This window comes from Brevibacillus migulae, from assembly GCF_004521915.1.
Lineage (GTDB): Bacteria > Bacillota > Bacilli > Brevibacillales > Brevibacillaceae > Brevibacillus_F > Brevibacillus_F migulae.
In genome coordinates, this window is the sequence record NZ_SDKD01000010.1 from 166,666 (window position 1) to 184,179 (window position 17,514).

Genomic DNA, 17,514 nt, shown 5'->3' on the forward strand with positions numbered 1-17,514 from the left:
ATTAGCCTACTGGAGTTGCCTACCATTTGTCAATACAAATCGTATTTATTACGATTTATTGCGAATAGTACCGCATTCCCGCATGCTGCTGTAATTGATTGCGAACCTATTAGCACTATATGTACATCCTATACGTACTTAGAAATCAAACTGGAAAAAGGTACAAGCTATCAGGATTAACAAGCACATTTCTGATGCCTTCGCTTCATACAGCCATTTTTTTGCTTCGATCGTATGTAAAAAACATCATGGCCACGCCTAAGATTGAGCAGATCAAATACATAAACGAATAAGAGGAATGATCCGCGACCGGCCCCATAATAACTCCCCCCAACGAAACGCCCAAATCAGCCATCGCAATGAACAATCCGATCAACACATTGCGATTCGCCTGCGGCAGGACAAAGGTTAAATATGTTGTTAATGTAGGATAGAGCAACGCTTGCGCAATTCCCATTAAGACTGCTCCAATGTAGAATAAGACGGCCCCACCCAATGCGGAAAAACTTACACTTAGAGCTGCTATTGCAAGAATTAGCATAATCCCCATCATGAAAGAGGAACGCCATTTTCCGTCCGAAGGGATTTTTTTCCGCAATAGAAACCGTGCCAATACGACAGTCCCCGCCTGCAGCATAAGATAAATTCCCGCATTCCCGTACTTGATTTGCCCCGCATACAGCGGTATGAAAGTGGTAACCGCACCGAATATGATGGACGCCGTCAGCATCAAACCGCTGCATTTGCATAAATGCGGATTTTTCACCAATTGGCTGAATGACTGAAACATCGTTGCTCCCCGCTCTGACTGAACCGAAGGAGGCTCTGCCTCTTTTTTGTCCATTTTGGCGCTATAGCCCGCCACCCCGGTAAGGACCGCAATCGTGATCATGGCAACGGTAAAATAATGTCCATCTCCCGTATGCCAGATGCCAAGAGCAAGTAAGGGTCCAAGAATACCGGGCATAGAAGCACACAAGGAATACATCGAGATGCCTTGAGAACGATCCTGATCCGGCAACGCATCAATAATGCCCAGCTGTAATGCCATGGAGAAAAAAGCGGTACACACTCCTTGCAAGACCCTGGCAGCGAAATATCCCTCCAGTCCGGTAAACGTGTACAGAAGCAAAGCACATCCATTGAAAATCAGAATCGTACGGAGCACCTTGATCGCCCCATGTTTTTGAATGACATGGCCTGCCCACGGCCGAATAAACATGGTTGTGAACAAATACGCTCCCATGATGATCCCGATCGTTGTATTGGTCGCGCCCAGCATTGCTCCTTTCAATGGAATGATCACATTCAGGATAGAGTTCGCGCTAAAATACAAAAGAGTCAACATATATAATCGCAAAAATGGCCAAGACAGAGCCCCTCTCACAGCTTTTGCTCCTTCCCATACACCCTTTGGTCTCTCTATTGTGTAATCAAGTTACGCAATGATCATCTGCAGCAATTTCTTTGAATACGCAGACTGGACATCTTTTAGATGTTCAACCTTAACGATTTCTTCGATCTCACCATTTCGGATGATCATGACTCTGTCGCAAATATAGGCGGCGGCTTGTATATCATGGGTGATGAAGATATAGCCCATGTCGTAAAGCTTCCTCAAGTTTTTCAGCAATTCAAGCACTTGAATTTGTACGGATCCATCCAAAGAGCTGATTGCTTCATCGAAAAGGATGCATTTCGGTTCAGTCGAAACGGCTCTCGCGATACATACCCTTTGAGCCTCCCCCCCGGATAACTCATGGGGATACTTTTTTCGATAGGACGGATTCAGCCCAACCTGGCATAATACTTGATCAATCTTGCTTTGAACCCCTCCTAGCAGCTCTTTTTTCATGTGCAAAGGCTCCAGAATGGCCTCTTCAACCGTATAAAATGGATTGATGGAGGAGGTGTAATCTTGAAATACTGCGCTGATGTTCCCCATTCTCACCCTTCGATTCCCTACACTTTTGCCCTCAAAAAAGATGGTTCCTCGATCCGGCTTTTCAATTCCCAATAGCAATCGTCCCAATGTGGATTTCCCACTTCCACTTTCACCGATGATGCCGAGACACTCCCCGCGCTTGCATTCGAAGCTGATATTTTTCAACACTTGCTCTTTTTTCTTAGAGAACAATCCGCCTTTTTTGTATGATTTCTCAATGCAATCAACGCTCAGCAAAGCTAACTCCTCCCAAGATTTTCTTATAGTGTTGATTTAGCACCTGCTTCGTGGAGATCAAGTAACGGGTATATTCATGCTGAGGGTCTGTGAATATGGCACGGGTCGTCCCGTTTTCAACAATCTTTCCGTCTTTCATAACCAGAACTTCATCGGCTATTAATTTGACAATCCCCAAATCATGAGAAACGAATATCATGGAGCATCCCATTTGTTCCCGTAATTGAAGGAACTGTTCAACGACTTCGAACTGAGAGATTGTATCGAGTGCTGTCGTGGGCTCATCCGCAATAATGATGTCAGGCTCCAATACAAGAGCCAGCGCGATCATCACCCGCTGCAGCATCCCACCCGATAACTGGTGAGGATATTTATTCATCACCTCTATCGGGTTTTTCAGCATCACGTTTTCCATGGCACTCTTCATCCTGGCTATGATTTCTCCTTGACTCCAGCCGAAATGCTCAGCAAGCGTCTCTTTTAGATGAACTCCCACCACACAAGAGGGATCAAAGGCACGCATGCCATGTTGCAAAATCATGCAGAGATGTTTTCCCCTCCGTTTCCTCATCTCTTTCTCGGAAAGTTCGCTCAAATTTTCACCTTTGAACAAAATGTCTCCGCTTTGTCGGATCCCGACTTTATTCAATCTCATGATAGCCCTGCAAGTTACAGACTTTCCGCTACCGCTTTCTCCTACGATGGCCAGGCAGCTTCCCTGCTTAACATGGAAAGAACTATTTGGAATGATAACGCGATCCGTGTGGCTATCCCAAATTTTCAAATGGTTGACTTCCAACAGATTCATAACTGGATTACGCCACCCCTTTTCCTTCGAGCTTCGCGATAGACGTGGTTTCAAATCCTAGCTGCTTATTCTTAGAGGTCATTAATTGTGGATCCAGCGCAACTTGGAGCGTGTCAGCCAAATAATTGATGGCCGATACGATGATCACAATGGTAAGGCCGGGAGCTAACATTAATTCTGGACGTGAAAACATGACCTCCCTTGCTTCATTCAGCATCATGCCCCACTCAGCTTGCGGAGCTTGAATCCCTAATCCCAAGAAGGAAAACCCGGATATTTGCAAAATCATCGAACCGAAGGAACTGCTTGCTATGACCGCGATGTCAGGCAATGCAACGGGAATGATGTGCGAAATCATTATTTTCAAGTGGCTAGCGCCGATCGCTTTGGAGAACTTTACATATTCGGATTCCGCATACTGCATGACAGACGTTCGGATGATCCGAGCAAACCACGCCCATTTCATCAATACAAAGGCGAGCAGTATATTTTCAAACCCTACGCCCAAAATGCCGATGACTGCCAATGTCATGACATACCCCGGAAATGAAAGCATCACATCGCAAACCCGCATCAAGAAGGCATCTGTTTTTCCTCGGAAGTAGCCTGCAAGAAAGCCTACAATCGACCCAATCGTTACAGATAGCACCAGCGCAGCGAACACCCATAGCATGCTGGGACGGATTCCGTAAATCAAACGGGATAACATGCATCGCCCCAGATGGTCGTTGCCTAAAAGATATTCCCATGATGAGGCTGCGAATTGAAGCTCCATATTGACTTCTTCGGGATCATGCGGCGCAATAAAAGGCGCAAATACCCCTGCCACTGTCGTCACCGCAATAATGGATAATGAGAGAGCAGCTACCTTGTCCTTCAGCACATATTTCAATCGATTCATTTAGAGATCATTCCTTACTTTCGGGTTCATCGCCGCATTGATAATGTCAGAAATGGTATTGAATAAAATAAAGGCGACTGCCAACACCAGGACATACGCTTGGATGATCGGGAAGTCCCTGCTTAAAATGGATTTTACGCTGAGTGTACCTAAGCCCGGCCAAGCAAATATGTTTTCTACCACAACTGTGCTTCCCAAGATGATGGGAATCGCCATGCAAAATACAGAAACGGCCACCTGCAAAGAATTCCGTAAAATGTGCATCGTGATTTTCTTCTCCGGTAACCCGCATGCCCTGCCATAGAGGACATAGTCTTCATTCATGTTGCTTAACATGGAACTGCGAATGATTCGAAAATAGATGCCAGCGTAGTTGATGGTAATCACAGTCACCGGCAATAGATAGCTTTTGTACGAATCCATTCCGCTTGTCGGCAGCCAATCCAGCTTGACGGCAAAATACCAGATCATCAGCGCAGCAAGCCAGTAAGATGGCATGGACGTGAGAAAAAAGGAAGCCCCCCTGATCGATTTATCCACCATTTTTCCTGCTTTCAATGCGCAGACTACCCCCAATACGATAGACAGCACAACAATGGAAACTGCCGAGACCATCGTCAGCTTAAACGTATTAATAAAGGCTGGGCCAAGCAAAGACCACACGGGTTTTCCATTGACGTATGATTTTCCAAAATCAAGCTGCAGGCATGAAACGGCCCAACGAAGGTAACGGGTTAGAAAAGGTTGATCCATCCCCAGTTCTGCCTTTGTTTGCTCAATTAACTCCTCTGTTATTTTCGGTACGCCTTGCGAGTGCAACACGACTTCGGCGGGATCTAAGGGAGAGAGATGAATGAATGCAAACGTTACGAACGATATCAGCAGGACCAAAGGAATCGAAATCAATAACCTTTTGGTGATATAACGGCCCATAGCAATCCCCTTACTATGTATTTATTCAAAGTGCATACGCTCAAATGGAAGCTCGAACTGTGTTTGCTTAAATGAGAGGCCCTGCAGGTTTTTGGGAGCCAAGATCGTGACTCGTCCATTGGTAATCGGAATAAAGACAGCTTCATCATGAACAATGGTTAAAATATCTGCATATAACGATTTTCTTGTTTGCTCATCTGTCGATACCATCACTTGTTCTATTTTTTGATAGAGCTCATCCGCTTTCGCAATACCGCTCGTCGAATGAAAATAGGATGACTTGGAAGTGAAAGCGGCGATTGTGCTTTGCGGATCGTAGGCGAGTCCCCAGGTTTGATTGAAAAGCAAATCATAGTCCCCGGAAGACCTTCTAGTTGCAATTGAAGAAGACTCCTCACCGATAATCTCTAGTTGAATCCCGATTTTTTTCATCGTATTCTGAATAAATTCAGCCATCGTTTTTTGAGAGGAGGAATTCACATCATAATAGAACTTCATGGCTAATGGATTTCCGTCTTTTGTTCTGAATTCACCCTCTTTCCCTAAAACCCAGCCCGCATTCTCCAGGATCTGTTTCGCTTTTTCCAAGTCGAATTCGCGTTTTTCCAATTCCACATCTGCGTAATTGACGTTGGAAGAGAAAAGGGTATACGCTGCCTGTTCAGTTCCATCAAATATTTGTTTGCTGATGGTCTCTCGATCAATGGCGTACCATATCGCTTCGCGTACAGCCGTTTCATGTACGGGGTTCCCGGATTTGCTACTATTGGCAACGATCATGCTCGTGTTCATTGGCTGACTTCGAACAATCTGGTACTTACCCGATTCCACCAATTGATTCATCGCTTCTAAATCAAGACTGTTTGCGCCTCGATCATCCGTAAAGACAAAGTTGACTTCTCCCTTTTGCAGCGCCAGGAAGGTAGTTTCCCCTGCGGGAAGCACTTTTGCCGTGATTTTCTTTATTTTAGGCGCGCCGCCCCAGTATTGATCATTGGCTTCAAATACGGCATACTGGTCAACTTTATGCTCGGTAAGCTTATAGGGTCCTGTCCCGTTATACCCACTTACGCCATCTTTCGTTCCTCCATCTATGAAGTTATTAGGTGAGATGAACACATAAGGTCTGGTCATCGACAATTCAACCAACGTCGGATAGTACGGTTCGGATAAAACCAATTCAACGGTATATTCATCGAGCACATTGCAGTTCACGATCTTTGTCGATAGCTTGATCCAGGAATGCTTGCTTGCATTGCTTTGCACAGCTTCCATGTTCTTTTTTACAGCTTCCGCATTAAATGGCTCCCCATCATGGAACCTCACATCTTTCCTCAGATGAAACGTGTAAACTTTTCCATCGCCAGAAATTTCCCAAGATTCAGCCAACAAAGGTTTGATTCCATCCTCCGTATTTTCTACCAATGACTCGTAGACCATCCCTTGAGCGGGCATTGAACCGGTATAAAAGTGCGGATTCATATCGTTAATATCTTTTGATGTGGCATATACGAGCTCATTTCCTTTGTCGGTTGACTCCTTTTTCGCGACATCCTCGCTACTGCAGCCAGCCAGCAGCGCGATTGACACCATGACAGCCACTAATACAAATCTCATTGCTCTGGTCATGCATTTTCCTCCTATGTACATAAGATAGTTTGACCTTAATTATAATCATTACGATTAAGATTCTATAAATCGTAATGATTACGATTGTCACCGGTTTTAATCATACCCAGAATTTGGTTGCTCGTCAACAACGAACTTGACGTTCTATTTTTCTGCAAAAAGTGGACCAGCCTTCCCGCTATCGCCGTCAAACCACTTAACGTTGCTCTTGACACCATAAATTTAGAAAACTTTGCTTCGCCAAGCCTTTGGCCGAGCCTTACTAGCAATTATGCAGATAAGAATTTTTAAAAATTCTTATCAACGAAAAAAGGACTACCTGGAGGCAGTCCCATGTAAAATATCGGTGTTTGATGGTGATCAATTGGAAACCGAGTGCATTTTTTATTTAACGCAACCTCAGGACTCTACCTCTCCATCATGCAAATACGAGATTGCATTCTGCACTCGCATGGCCGTACCGATTTGCAAACACCGTTCGTCGATATTGAAGCGTGGATGATGAACCGGATAGATTACGCCAGCCTCTTCATTGCGGCAGCCCCGATTGTAAAAGGCAGCAGGTGCTTTTTCGGCAAAAAGGCAAAGTCCTCTACCCCCATATTGGCAAATTCCTTGATCTGCACATGCTCCGCTCCCAGGAGCTGTTCTCCTGCTCGCCTTACCCGGTCGACCATCCGATCATCGTTGATCAGCGATGTATAGCTGGGGGTGTCATATGGGCATCATGGCCGCATGCGTGCATTTTTCCAAGAGTCGCAGATTTGTAGCTTACCTCGTTTTGCTCTAGAATGGGCAAGGCGTCCATATCCCCGCGCAGGGCGACGGTTTTCCCTTCCAAGCCCCCTTGGATGAAGCCGACAATGCCTGTCGAAGCCACTACCTCATAAGGAATATCCATCTCTTCCAAGTAGCGAATGATCTGATCCTTTGTTCGAAACTCCTCCATCCCCAGCTCCGGATGTTGGTGAAAATCACGTCGCACTTCGATTAACCACGGCAAGATTTCCTCCGAACGCTTCCAAATCTCGGCGATCCCCATGACACCGTTCCCCTCTCGTCCTTTTTTTGATTTAAAACTTCAGGGAAAATAAAGCTTTCGGCATGCGATACTTAGCTGTTTTCAATGGATTCACCAGCTGCGAAATGCGCAGATCTCCGCTGATGCCCATGGCCATGATGATTTCGTTGTCCGACAAACCTGTGATCCGTTGCCGCAAAAAGTGAAACATTTGCTCGGTAGCTTGTTCACAGGCCTCGTCAGCCGTCTCGGCAGAAGCAATCACATAAAAATCTTCGTCATTTTCAACAACCGGCACGGAAAAAGATTGCCCTTTCAATACTTCAACCTGTACGCGAACCGAACCGGCCACCTCCACTCCACAGATCGGCACTTCACCATCTCCCATTGCTGCATGAAGATCCCCCATTGCCAAAAGCGCTCCAGGAATACGCACAGGCAGGTACACATGAGCTCCTGCCGCGATTTCCTGTGTATCCATGTTGCCGCCATGAGATCCAGGTGAAATCGTCAAGACACTCCCCTCGGCTGGAGCTACACCGATTACGCCAATCATCGGGCGAACGGGAAGCAGCAAATCTTCCTTGAGCTTTACGAATCCGTTCTTAATCTTTAATTTGCGGACTTCCGGATACTCTACACAACGCTTTAATACGCCCGCTCCCGGCCGGATGCGCATGGTTCCTACTTCAGCAACTTGGATCGATAGAATGCTTACCTTCAGGGTGTCCCCCGGTTCCGCACCTGCGATGGCGAGCGGTCCGGTAGCCGGGTTGATATTCTGCAGCTTAAGAAACTCGTCACGCGTGTTTTCCTTCAACGCATCTTTGTAGCAGTCGTAAGTTTCAAATACCACCTCACTGCCAGATTTCACAGACGCAATGGGTGCCATGTCATTTGCAAACGCAAAAATATGATGTTCTTTTTGGATGGTTGTCATTTGTTTCCCTCTCCCGCTTTACTCTTTGTATGCCCACTTGAAATCGATATACCCGACTGGATCAATCTGAATCCCCTTGACCGACTCACTCTGTACCCATGCGTTGACATCACTGAATATCCCCGTCACCGGCATTTCATCCATCAAAATCGTTTCCGCCTCCAGCAAGTACTCCTTCCTTTTGGCCTCGTCCGCTTCCTTATACGCCTTGCGAATCAACTCACTGTATTTACGATTGTGCCAGCCGGTAAGATTGGACGTGCCTTCTACCTCGATGAACTTTTCCAGAAAATTTATCGCATCGTTGTAATCTCCCGTCCAACTGGAGCGCGAGATGTCAAATTTCATCTGCGCCTGATCGTCCAAAAAAACCTTGGTTTCTTTGTTCAACAAGGTTACTTCGGCGCCTAAGACGCTTTTCCATTTTGCTTGCAGAACCTCCGCAATTTTTTTATTCCGATCTAAGGTGTTAAATAAATAGGTAAGCGGCGGAAGCTTGGTCAGACCCAGCTCCTTCATTCCTTCCGCTAATAATTGCTTCGCCAGTACCGGATCATTGTCTTTGAAATAGCCGTTTGGGTTTAATGGAGCAGAGACAGGGACAAACCCAGTAAGCGGCGTTTGTCCTGCCTGCCCGATATGCTCCGCAATCTCTTGGCGATTGATCGCATAAGCAAATGCTTTCCGAATTTTTTCATTGGTAAATGGTATTCGCGTCGTATTAAACCTTATGTAGTAGGTGGTTGCTTTTGGCTGGGTAATCAGCTTCCCTTGCTCACGCAGCGGCTGGATTGCGTCTACCGGCAGCATGCTCATCGGTTGACCAGCCCAGTCCAGTTCACCGTTTTCAAACATGGCTAGCTCCGTATTCGCGTCGTCAACCATCGAAAACTCGATGGTCTCCAGCTTCACCGCCTCTTTGTCCCAGTATCGATCATTTTTGACCAGCACCAGCTTCCTTTTGTGATGCCACTGTTTCAGCTTGAAAGGGCCATTGCTGATGAGTGTCTTTGGGTGATTCGCCCAATCCTTGTTGTTTTCGATCGTTTTCTGATGCTGCGGGTAGTAAAACGCCGCTACATGTAAAAAGTATGGAACCGGATTTTCCAACGTAACCTGCAAGGTCTTGTGATCAATTACGCTGATTCCGACATCCTCTATCGCAGCCTCCCCTGCGTTATACGCCCGAGCATTTTTGATCACGAAATATTGGTAGGCCGAGCCTGATCCTGTCTTCGGATTGAGCGTGCGCAGCCAAGCATAGGCAAAATCGTATGCCGTGACAGGATCGCCATTCGTCCAGACGGCATCTCGCAACTTAAAAAGATACGTTTTTTTGTCTTTCGAGACCTTGATCTCTGAAGCAAGTGACGCCTGCGGTTGCCCATCCCGATCCAGTCGAACAAGTCCGTCAAACATCGCACGGATGATCGCCCCCGAGACGACGTCCTCCGCTCTTGACGGATCAAGAGTCGCTGGCTCTCCTGTATTCAATCGCAGCACCTGCTCCGTCTCAAGTGCTGGGCGAAAGCAAGTGGCAGCCTGTGACTCATTGCCTTCTGCAGCCACTTGTGCTGAGGACTGTGTCACGAATCCTGTCAGCAACAATGCGGCAGCCGTTACCGAACGGAAGAGGAAAAAAACTCCTTTCTTCATAGTGGATTGCCCTCCTTTATTATACGTCCGAAACCAATCGCAGGAATATTGCAAATATTTTTGCTTGATGACTACTTCGTGATGGCTTCTAGCCAAGCAACCATTGTTGATCAGTAAGGGCATACTATGAGAAACTCCGATTCTTTTAGTATTCATTGTTGATTCATTTCTATTCATCGGTAGAATGAGTATTTTCACTGCTTCCAACTAAATTGCCGTGGTGGGTGAACAGGATTCCCACCACGACAGCTTTCTCGATCAAGAACTATCCTTCTATTTATTTAATCGTTTTTGCAACCGATCGATCCGTTTTTGATACGCATTCCATTCACTCTTGGCGGGATAGCGCAGCAGCGTGCTCTTCTTACGCCACACTTCCATGGCCCGCTGCGTATAGTGCAATGCCTTTTCATAATCCTTGTACTGGTGTTCATAGATTTTCGCAGTTTCTACATAGATCTCCTCTGGGACATGGGCCGACTCTTTCATGGCATATTCCCAAGCAGCGACCGCCTTCTCCCAGCATTTCTGCTTTTTATAGATATGCCCCATCGCTGCCATCGCATGAACCTTGCGCCGATCACCGCTGCGCACGATTACCCGGTAATGGTCCAACGCGTGGGCATCCGCTCCTAGCGCTTCATGCCATCTGGCAATTTCAAACCGTTCATCGATAGACGACATCTGCTGTTCTCTGGATAATACCAGCTTGGACATATGAATGTAGAGCGTAATCAGGGAGAGTACGTCCTTTTCATTGTGCTCGAGTATGCCCTCCATGATTTGCGGATCTTTTTGCTGCATGTATTCAAAATACAGCATGGGAGCCATCGCACCTGGAACATCGCTTTCCCGATGAATGCCCAGCTTTTCTTTTTCTACAATCGACAAACGACAAGATGGCAATTCATGCTTCCACAGCCTGCGAGCGCCGTGCAGCAAATCGACATGCCCAAACACCGGAAGAGCCGCGATCGAATCCCGTAGCAGTGTATGACGCGTCTTCACCTGCGGCCAGTCGAATGCTTTTCCGTTATACGTGACCAAATCCTTCGCATCATGGATATAATCGAGGAACGACTGATACAAGACGAGCTCTACCTCAGGGGCAGGCAAAAAATGCTGCCTGACCACCACATGATCGTCCATGAATCGGCTGTAGCCTAACAAGAATATCGTGTTCCCCGTCCCGCCATGCAGTCCGGTTGTTTCCGTATCAAAGAAAAGCAAATCTCTCGGCATCCGGTCGGCGGTTGAAAGCGGATGAGTCATCCCCGCCTCCGCCCATGCCTCCATTACTTCAAATAACTGCTCAAACCGATAGTGTCCATGCCTCGTATGCAAAGGAAAGCAGAGCTCACGAAGGACGATGTGCTCTCCATCCACAGTATACGGCTTAGCCTGAAGCTGCTTCCATTTGTCCTCATGGAGAATCTGGGGTGAAGGCACGATCTTTTTCGTACTTTCCTGCGATAGATGACCTTGCTCTTTGAATCGCTGCAGCTTGTTTTTAAGAGACATGCATATTGCCTCCTTGGGCAACGCGAAGCAAGGTTAAGGCCATTTCTTTTTCTCCTCCGTCATCCTCCGCAGCTCCTACACAAGACGGACATCCGGAGTGACAGGAGCAGGACGCGATGAGATGCTCTGCCTGTGACAATATCATTTCCATCTCTTTGTATACCTGTTCACTCAGACCGATTCCTCCTGGGTAGCGATCATAAAAAAAGATCGATGGTTGTCCCGTATGAATGGCTTTGCGCTGGGGCACTACGTGCAGATCCTGCGGGTCGCACATCACCTTCAGGGGAGCGACGTGCCGCAATACATGGGACAGTCCTGCCAGGCCCCGCTCCAGCTGCTCCTTGCCCAATGAAGCCATCAGCGCTTCCGGAAAGCTGATCCAAGCCGCATTGGTGTGCAGCTCTTCTTCGGGTAAATGGATTGGCCCTGATCCAATGTTTTCGTGCGTTTCAAACTTGATTTTCTTGAAGATCGTAGCCATCGCGTGGACGGATACTTCCCCGTAGCCGAACTCAGTCTCTTGGCTCATTCGCCGCTCATCCTGCTCCAGCACTTTCAGCGACACGGCCAGGTTGGCATCGGTATAGTAATCGACCTGCACCTCGCGAACAAATGCTTTCTTTTCTTCATAATCCAGTTTTTCCACCTGATACTGTCTGCCTTGATGCAGATAGATCGCCTCTTCGTGCAATAAGGTGAGCGAACTGAACCGATCCATCTCGCCGATCACTTTTTCCTCCCCTCGTTCGGTGATATCCACAATGACGACATTCTCCTGCGAGGCAGAGCGCAAGCTGATGTTGTGGGCAGGAAACGAATCATTCATCCAAAACCACTTGTTTTTCGAAAAGTGAAGGATCTGTTCCTCGGTCAGAAACTCCAGAATTTCCACGATCTCCGCATTGCCAAAGGTTTCCCCCTCTGAAAAAGGAAGCTCATAGGCAGCGCACTTCAAATGATCCACGAGAATGATCAAATTGTCCGGATTGATCCTGGCCGTCTCAGGACTTCGCTCCAGAAAATACTCGGGATGCTGGATGACATACTGATCCAGCGGCGAAGAGCTTCCGACCAAAATGACGGCGGACTCGCCTTGCCTGCGCCCTGCCCGTCCCGCTTGCTGCCATGTGCTGGCAACCGATCCTGGATAACCGGTGATCACGCATACCTGCAGCTGTCCGATATCGACGCCAAGCTCCAGGGCATTCGTGCTGACAACCCCGATGATCTCGCCATCCCGCAGGCCCTTCTCGATCGCCCGTCGCTGGCTGGGCAGATATCCGCCGCGATAGCCTTGGATCGTCTTCGGCCCCAATTTCCGCTTGATCAGCTCTTGCAAATACGTAAGCAAAATCTCCACTCTCACGCGGCTTCTGGCAAACAGAATGGTCTGGATTCCGTTGAGCAGGAATCGCTCCGTAATATCCCTAGCCTCCAGCGTAGCGCTTCGCCGTATATTGAGCTGGGGATTCACCACCGGTGGATTGTAGAAAATAAAATGCTTCACACCCGTTGGTGCACCGTTATTATCAACAAGCTGCATGGGCTCCTCTGTCAGATGCTCAGCAAGCTCCCGCGGATTGGCAATCGTCGCGGAGGTGCAAATGAATTGCGGCTTGCTGCCATAAAACTTGCAAATCCGTTTTAACCTGCGGATGACATTGGCGACATGGCTGCCGAAAACACCACGATATGTATGAAGCTCATCAATCACGATGAATTTCAAGTGCTCGAAAAACGAAACCCATTTTGTATGATGCGGCAGAATGGCGGAATGAAGCATATCGGGGTTCGTAATGACGATATTGCCTGCTTTGCGCACCATTTGGCGAATATTCGCAGGCGTGTCCCCATCATACGTTTCCGACTTAATCGGCAAGCCCATCTCACCAATCAATTCGAGCAATTCGCTTTTTTGATCTTGTGCCAGCGCTTTTGTTGGAAACAAATACAACGCCCTGGCTTGCGGGTCTTCTGTCAACGTCTGTAAAATCGGCAAATGATAGCACATACTCTTGCCAGAAGCGGTAGGTGTTACCGCCACGATATGCTTACCGCTGCGCACAGCTTCATAAGCAGTTGCCTGATGCGTATATAACGAGGTGATTCCTCTCTTCTCCAACGTTTCTCGAATGCGGCTGTCCAACGTATCAGGAAAGGAAACCGTACGTGCCTCTCGCGCGGGGATCGTTTCCCAACGAACGATATTGGCGGAAAACCGCGCCTCTTGCTGTAATTGGCTCAATATTTCAGACATGGTCTGTTTTCTCATCATGATGATCACCCTCTTCTCTCTATTGTACGAATGAATGTTCGCGGTGTAAATCACGAAAGACATTTTCCTCTTTTCTGAATAGGGTATAGGAAACCAACTGCTGAGAACAGGGGTGTCGGATAGATGGCATTTCAATTACCGGTCGGGATCGAGACCAAGCAAATCAAGCATGATCGCGTGACCATTTTGTACCCACAGATTAGCGGCCCTTCTCCTGCTGCAGCCAAAATCGTCAACAACGCCATTATCAGTCAGGTAAATGCGCTGATCAAGGAACAAGGCAAATATTTGACCTCCAATCAGTACGAAATGATCGGACATTATGAATTGAAAACCAATGAGCGCGGCATTCTCAGCCTTACCTTGAGCAACTACGCGATGTCTACCCCCAGCGCACATGGGATGACCCTGCTCAAAGGCTTAACGTTTGATGTCAATACTGGCAGAATGTATCAGCTTCCTGATCTGTTCAAGCCCGGAGCTCCCTACGTCAATGTATTGTCCAGAGAAGTGCAAATCCAGATCCAGCTGCGGCAAATCCCTGTTCTATCCCCGTTCACTGCCATCTCGCCCAACCAGGACTTTTACCTGGCCGATAAATCCATCGTCCTCTTTTATCAGCTTTACGCCCTCGCACCATACTACTATGGCTTTCCGATGTTTCCCATCACCAACTATACACTGCTTCCTCTAGTGACGGATCAAAGCCCGATTAGCATTCTGGCGATTGACAGCCAGTAAGCTACTTTGAATGCTTTCCCGCCATTCGAAAACTTGGCTATGCTACGAAAAAAACTCCGATCCAGCAACGGATTCGGAGTTTTTCATTTATTGGCTTACGTCAAGATATAACGGTCTTCCGCAAACGCTTCGCCCCCGCGCGCTTGTTCAAACGCACGCAGCAGATCCTGCGTTGACATTTGTTTCTTTTGCTCCTGCGGAATATCCAGAATGATGGTTCCATTATGCAGCATGAGCAACCGATTCCCCATATTCAGGGCCTGCTCCATGTTGTGAGTGACCATCAGCGTCGTCAGTTTGTTTTGCTCGACCACTTTTTCCGTCAGGTCGACAATCAGCTGAGCACGCTTTGGATCGAGCGCCGCTGTATGCTCATCCAGCAGCAGAATTTTCGGCTTTGTGAAGGTTGCCATCAGCAGGCTCAGCGCCTGTCTTTGGCCTCCGGATAGGAAGCCCACTTTTGTTTTCAGGCGATCCTCCAGCCCTTGATCCAGCAGACGCAGTTGTTCGCGAAACAATTCCCGCTTTTGCTTGTTCACGCCAAGCGCAAAACGTCTGCCCGCCCCGCGCCCCAATGCGATCGCCAAATTTTCCTCGATCGTCATATTGGGAGCCGTACCTGCTGTAGGATCCTGGAACACACGTCCAATGAGCGAGGCGCGCTGGTGTTCTCCCAGCTTCGTCACTTCTTTGCCATCGATGGTGATCTGCCCTTGATCCGGGATGATTCCCCCGGAGATGACATTCATCAACGTCGATTTCCCGGCACCGTTACTCCCGATGACAGTAACAAAATCACCAGGGGCCAGGTGCAAATCGATGCGCTGCAGGGCAATCTTCTCGTTTACGGTTCCTTCGTTAAACACTTTACGTACTTGGGAGACCTTAAGCATGTGTACCGCCCCCCTTTGTTTGTGTCGTCTTCTTCCATACGCCTTTCAGCACATTCGGCAAGGTCAGCGCAATGATTACGATAACCGCCGTAATCAGCTTCATATCGGATGCTTCCAGACCTGCTTGCAAGGCAAGCATGATCACCAGACGGTACACAACCGATCCGAGTACAACCGCAATGGCTGCACGCAAAATCGTGGAGCTTCCGAAGAGCACTTCCCCGACAATGACGGAAGCAAGCCCGATCACGATCATCCCGATTCCCATCCCTACATCCGCAAAGCCTTGGTACTGGGCAACCAGGGATCCGGATGCAGCCACCATCGCATTGGCAATCGCCAGTCCCATGATGGTCGTGCCATCCGTATTGGCGCCAAAGCTGCGAATCATCGTCGGATTATCACCAGTCGCGCGAAGATCGAGACCGAAGTCCGTGTGCAAAAACCAGACGACCAAGGCGATCACTACGGCTACCAACAGCAAAAAGACGAGTGCTTCCCCGGATAAAAGGGTTGTTCCTGCGATGGCTAAGTCCGGAAGTTCCCATCCCTTTACCATCGTGTATAAGGTATCTTCCCGCAGCAATGGCAGGTTGGCTTGTTCCATGATCCGCAAATTAATCGAATACAACGCAATCATCGTTAAAATACCAGCTAAAAGTCCATTGATTTTCCCTTTTGTGCTCAGTACACCTGTAAAGATACCCGCCACCGCACCGGCGACCATCGCCAAGAGCGTCGCCAGCAGCGGGTTGGTTCCTTCGATGATCAGCTTGGCAGCCAATGCACCGCCAAGGGCGAAGCTGCCATCCACCGTCATGTCCGGAAAGTTTAAGATACGAAAGGTTAAATAAACGCCAAGAGCCATAATTGCAAACAACAGCCCTTGTTCAATTGCTCCATTAAATGCGAAACCCATTTGCTCCTCCTTCAATCATCAGCGAAAATCTCGTGCTGTTACTGGCTCACTACCTCATCCGCACGATCCAGCAGCGCTTGCGGCAGTGTAACGCCCATTTTTTCAGCAGCTTTCGAGTTGATCACCAGCTTCATTTCCGCTTGCTTTTCAACCGGCATTTCCGCTGGTTTTGCGCCATCCTTCAAAATTTTAGTCGCCATGTCGGCAGTCTGCTCGCCGAGCTTGCCGTAGTCAATTCCGTAAGTGGCAATGGCACCGCTTTTCACCGAGTTTTCTTCACCCGCGATGACCGGGATTTTATGCTCTTCCGCCACTGTCAGGATCGCTGCAATGGAGGAAACCACCATGTTGTCAGTTGGCACATAGAATGCTTGGACTTTGCCAATCATGGCTTCGGCCGCTTGCTTCACTTCTGTTGGATTGGAGATAGATGCTTCTTCAATCGTCAGTCCCAATTCAGCGGAAGCAGCTTTTGCCACATCAACTTGTACCTTGGAGTTAATTTCACCCGAGTTGTAAATCACACCGACTGCTTTCGCATCTGGTTTGATTTCTTTCAGCAGTTCAAGCTGCTCTTTGATCGGGTTCATATCCGTTGTACCCGTCGCATTTCCTTCTGGCTTATCCATGGACTTGACCAGACCTGCTTCCACCGGATCCGTAACAGCCGTGAATACAACCGGAATATCTTGAGTCGTTTGAATTGCGGCTTGAGCGGTTGGTGTGGCAATCGCCAAAATCAAATCCACCTGATCACCTTTAAACTTTTGCACGATGGATAAAGCCGTGTCCATATTCCCTTGTGCCGACTTAATATCATAAACGACTTGCTTATCTTTCTCAAATCCATTCTTCGCCATTTGCGCCAAAAATCCTTCACGCGCTGCATCCAAAGCCGGATGTTCCACGATTTGCACGACGCCGACCTTCAATTGTTTGTCAGCAGGGGCCGCACTGTTATCGGCAGGCTTATTTGCCGTGTCACTTTGTTGCCCACACGCTGTGACGAACAAAAGTGTTAAAGCAAAAATAATTGCTGCACCGACAGCACTCTTCTTTTTCATAGAAAACTCTCCTTCACGTAAAAATTGT

Annotated in this window: 16 protein-coding genes; 1 reads left to right on the forward strand and 15 read right to left on the reverse strand. The window is 47.9% G+C overall.

All coding sequences use genetic code 11. The annotated features are described in order from the left end of the window. Window positions 1-205 precede the first annotated feature (205 nt). The 12 genes from cntE to EIZ37_RS13625 form a co-directional block, all read right to left on the reverse strand. Window positions 206-1,387, reverse strand: a complete 1,182-nt coding sequence (gene cntE, locus EIZ37_RS13575; protein ID WP_134685143.1) for a staphylopine family metallophore export MFS transporter CntE — start codon at window positions 1,385-1,387, stop codon at window positions 206-208. Window positions 1,388-1,438: 51 nt separating this feature from the next. Then, window positions 1,439-2,182, reverse strand: coding sequence for an ABC transporter ATP-binding protein (locus tag EIZ37_RS13580; RefSeq protein ID WP_134685144.1), 744 nt, complete (start codon window positions 2,180-2,182; stop codon window positions 1,439-1,441). Then, window positions 2,169-2,990, reverse strand: coding sequence for a staphylopine uptake ABC transporter ATP-binding protein CntD (gene cntD / locus EIZ37_RS13585; RefSeq protein WP_134685145.1), 822 nt, complete (start codon window positions 2,988-2,990; stop codon window positions 2,169-2,171). Before cntD ends, EIZ37_RS13580 begins: the two co-directional genes overlap by 14 nt. Before the next feature lie 7 nt (window positions 2,991-2,997). After that, window positions 2,998-3,891, reverse strand: a complete 894-nt coding sequence (gene cntC / locus EIZ37_RS13590) for a staphylopine uptake ABC transporter permease subunit CntC (RefSeq protein ID WP_134685146.1) — start codon at window positions 3,889-3,891, stop codon at window positions 2,998-3,000. Then, window positions 3,892-4,824, reverse strand: a complete 933-nt coding sequence (opp1B, locus tag EIZ37_RS13595) for a nickel/cobalt ABC transporter permease (protein ID WP_134685147.1) — start codon at window positions 4,822-4,824, stop codon at window positions 3,892-3,894. It lies immediately after the preceding gene. 21 nt (window positions 4,825-4,845) lie between these two features. Further along, window positions 4,846-6,453 (reverse strand): staphylopine-dependent metal ABC transporter substrate-binding lipoprotein, encoded by a 1,608-nt coding sequence (cntA, locus tag EIZ37_RS13600; protein WP_134685148.1) that lies wholly within the window; start codon window positions 6,451-6,453, stop codon window positions 4,846-4,848. 515 nt (window positions 6,454-6,968) lie between these two features. Continuing rightward, window positions 6,969-7,130, reverse strand: coding sequence for a hypothetical protein (locus EIZ37_RS26430; protein WP_235828014.1), 162 nt, complete (start codon window positions 7,128-7,130; stop codon window positions 6,969-6,971). Window positions 7,131-7,144: 14 nt separating this feature from the next. Beyond that, window positions 7,145-7,495, reverse strand: a complete 351-nt coding sequence (locus EIZ37_RS26435) for a M20/M25/M40 family metallo-hydrolase (RefSeq protein ID WP_235828016.1) — start codon at window positions 7,493-7,495, stop codon at window positions 7,145-7,147. A gap of 31 nt (window positions 7,496-7,526) precedes the next feature. Further along, a complete protein-coding gene (locus tag EIZ37_RS13610; protein WP_134685149.1) occupies window positions 7,527-8,414 on the reverse strand; it encodes an acetamidase/formamidase family protein in 888 nt (295 codons plus the stop codon). An 18-nt stretch (window positions 8,415-8,432) separates the two neighbouring features. Beyond that, on the reverse strand, window positions 8,433-10,070 hold the full coding sequence (locus EIZ37_RS13615; protein ID WP_134685150.1) for a peptide ABC transporter substrate-binding protein: 1,638 nt from the start codon (window positions 10,068-10,070) through the stop codon (window positions 8,433-8,435). A gap of 273 nt (window positions 10,071-10,343) precedes the next feature. Continuing rightward, a complete protein-coding gene (locus EIZ37_RS13620) occupies window positions 10,344-11,591 on the reverse strand; it encodes a ribonuclease H-like domain-containing protein (RefSeq protein ID WP_134685151.1) in 1,248 nt (415 codons plus the stop codon). Beyond that, window positions 11,581-13,869, reverse strand: a complete 2,289-nt coding sequence (locus EIZ37_RS13625) for a DEAD/DEAH box helicase (RefSeq protein WP_134685152.1) — start codon at window positions 13,867-13,869, stop codon at window positions 11,581-11,583. Before EIZ37_RS13625 ends, EIZ37_RS13620 begins: the two co-directional genes overlap by 11 nt. A 123-nt stretch (window positions 13,870-13,992) precedes the next feature. Here EIZ37_RS13625 and EIZ37_RS13630 point away from each other — a divergent pair, with 123 nt between their 5' ends. Further along, window positions 13,993-14,610 (forward strand): DUF3298 and DUF4163 domain-containing protein, encoded by a 618-nt coding sequence (locus tag EIZ37_RS13630; protein WP_134685153.1) that lies wholly within the window; start codon window positions 13,993-13,995, stop codon window positions 14,608-14,610. A 95-nt stretch (window positions 14,611-14,705) separates the two neighbouring features. Here the strand turns inward: EIZ37_RS13630 and EIZ37_RS13635 are convergent, their stop codons facing one another. From EIZ37_RS13635 to EIZ37_RS13645, 3 genes are read right to left on the reverse strand one after another with little or no spacing between them, the layout of a single operon-like run. Continuing rightward, entirely contained in the window at window positions 14,706-15,503 is a 798-nt protein-coding gene (locus EIZ37_RS13635; RefSeq protein WP_134685154.1) for an ABC transporter ATP-binding protein, read from the reverse strand. Then, window positions 15,496-16,422, reverse strand: coding sequence for an ABC transporter permease (locus EIZ37_RS13640; RefSeq protein ID WP_134685155.1), 927 nt, complete (start codon window positions 16,420-16,422; stop codon window positions 15,496-15,498). Before EIZ37_RS13640 ends, EIZ37_RS13635 begins: the two co-directional genes overlap by 8 nt. Window positions 16,423-16,460: 38 nt before the next feature. Further along, window positions 16,461-17,486, reverse strand: a complete 1,026-nt coding sequence (locus EIZ37_RS13645) for an ABC transporter substrate-binding protein (protein WP_134685156.1) — start codon at window positions 17,484-17,486, stop codon at window positions 16,461-16,463. Window positions 17,487-17,514 lie beyond the last annotated feature (28 nt).

Excerpts from the sequence above, each read along its gene's own strand:
- cntD (WP_134685145.1), bottom strand. The coding sequence starts at position 2,990 with ATGAATCTGTTGGAAGTCAACCATTTGAAAATTTGGGATAGCCACACG.
- cntC (WP_134685146.1), bottom strand. The coding sequence starts at position 3,891 with ATGAATCGATTGAAATATGTGCTGAAGGACAAGGTAGCTGCTCTCTCA.
- opp1B (WP_134685147.1), bottom strand. The coding sequence starts at position 4,824 with ATGGGCCGTTATATCACCAAAAGGTTATTGATTTCGATTCCTTTGGTC.
- cntA (WP_134685148.1), bottom strand. The coding sequence starts at position 6,453 with ATGACCAGAGCAATGAGATTTGTATTAGTGGCTGTCATGGTGTCAATC.
- EIZ37_RS26430 (WP_235828014.1), bottom strand. The coding sequence starts at position 7,130 with ATGGTCGACCGGGTAAGGCGAGCAGGAGAACAGCTCCTGGGAGCGGAG.
- EIZ37_RS26435 (WP_235828016.1), bottom strand. The coding sequence starts at position 7,495 with ATGGGGATCGCCGAGATTTGGAAGCGTTCGGAGGAAATCTTGCCGTGG.
- EIZ37_RS13610 (WP_134685149.1), bottom strand. The coding sequence starts at position 8,414 with ATGACAACCATCCAAAAAGAACATCATATTTTTGCGTTTGCAAATGAC.
- EIZ37_RS13615 (WP_134685150.1), bottom strand. The coding sequence starts at position 10,070 with ATGAAGAAAGGAGTTTTTTTCCTCTTCCGTTCGGTAACGGCTGCCGCA.
- EIZ37_RS13620 (WP_134685151.1), bottom strand. The coding sequence starts at position 11,591 with ATGTCTCTTAAAAACAAGCTGCAGCGATTCAAAGAGCAAGGTCATCTA.
- EIZ37_RS13625 (WP_134685152.1), bottom strand. The coding sequence starts at position 13,869 with ATGATGAGAAAACAGACCATGTCTGAAATATTGAGCCAATTACAGCAA.
- EIZ37_RS13630 (WP_134685153.1), top strand. The coding sequence starts at position 13,993 with ATGGCATTTCAATTACCGGTCGGGATCGAGACCAAGCAAATCAAGCAT.
- EIZ37_RS13635 (WP_134685154.1), bottom strand. The coding sequence starts at position 15,503 with ATGCTTAAGGTCTCCCAAGTACGTAAAGTGTTTAACGAAGGAACCGTA.
- EIZ37_RS13640 (WP_134685155.1), bottom strand. The coding sequence starts at position 16,422 with ATGGGTTTCGCATTTAATGGAGCAATTGAACAAGGGCTGTTGTTTGCA.
- EIZ37_RS13645 (WP_134685156.1), bottom strand. The coding sequence starts at position 17,486 with ATGAAAAAGAAGAGTGCTGTCGGTGCAGCAATTATTTTTGCTTTAACA.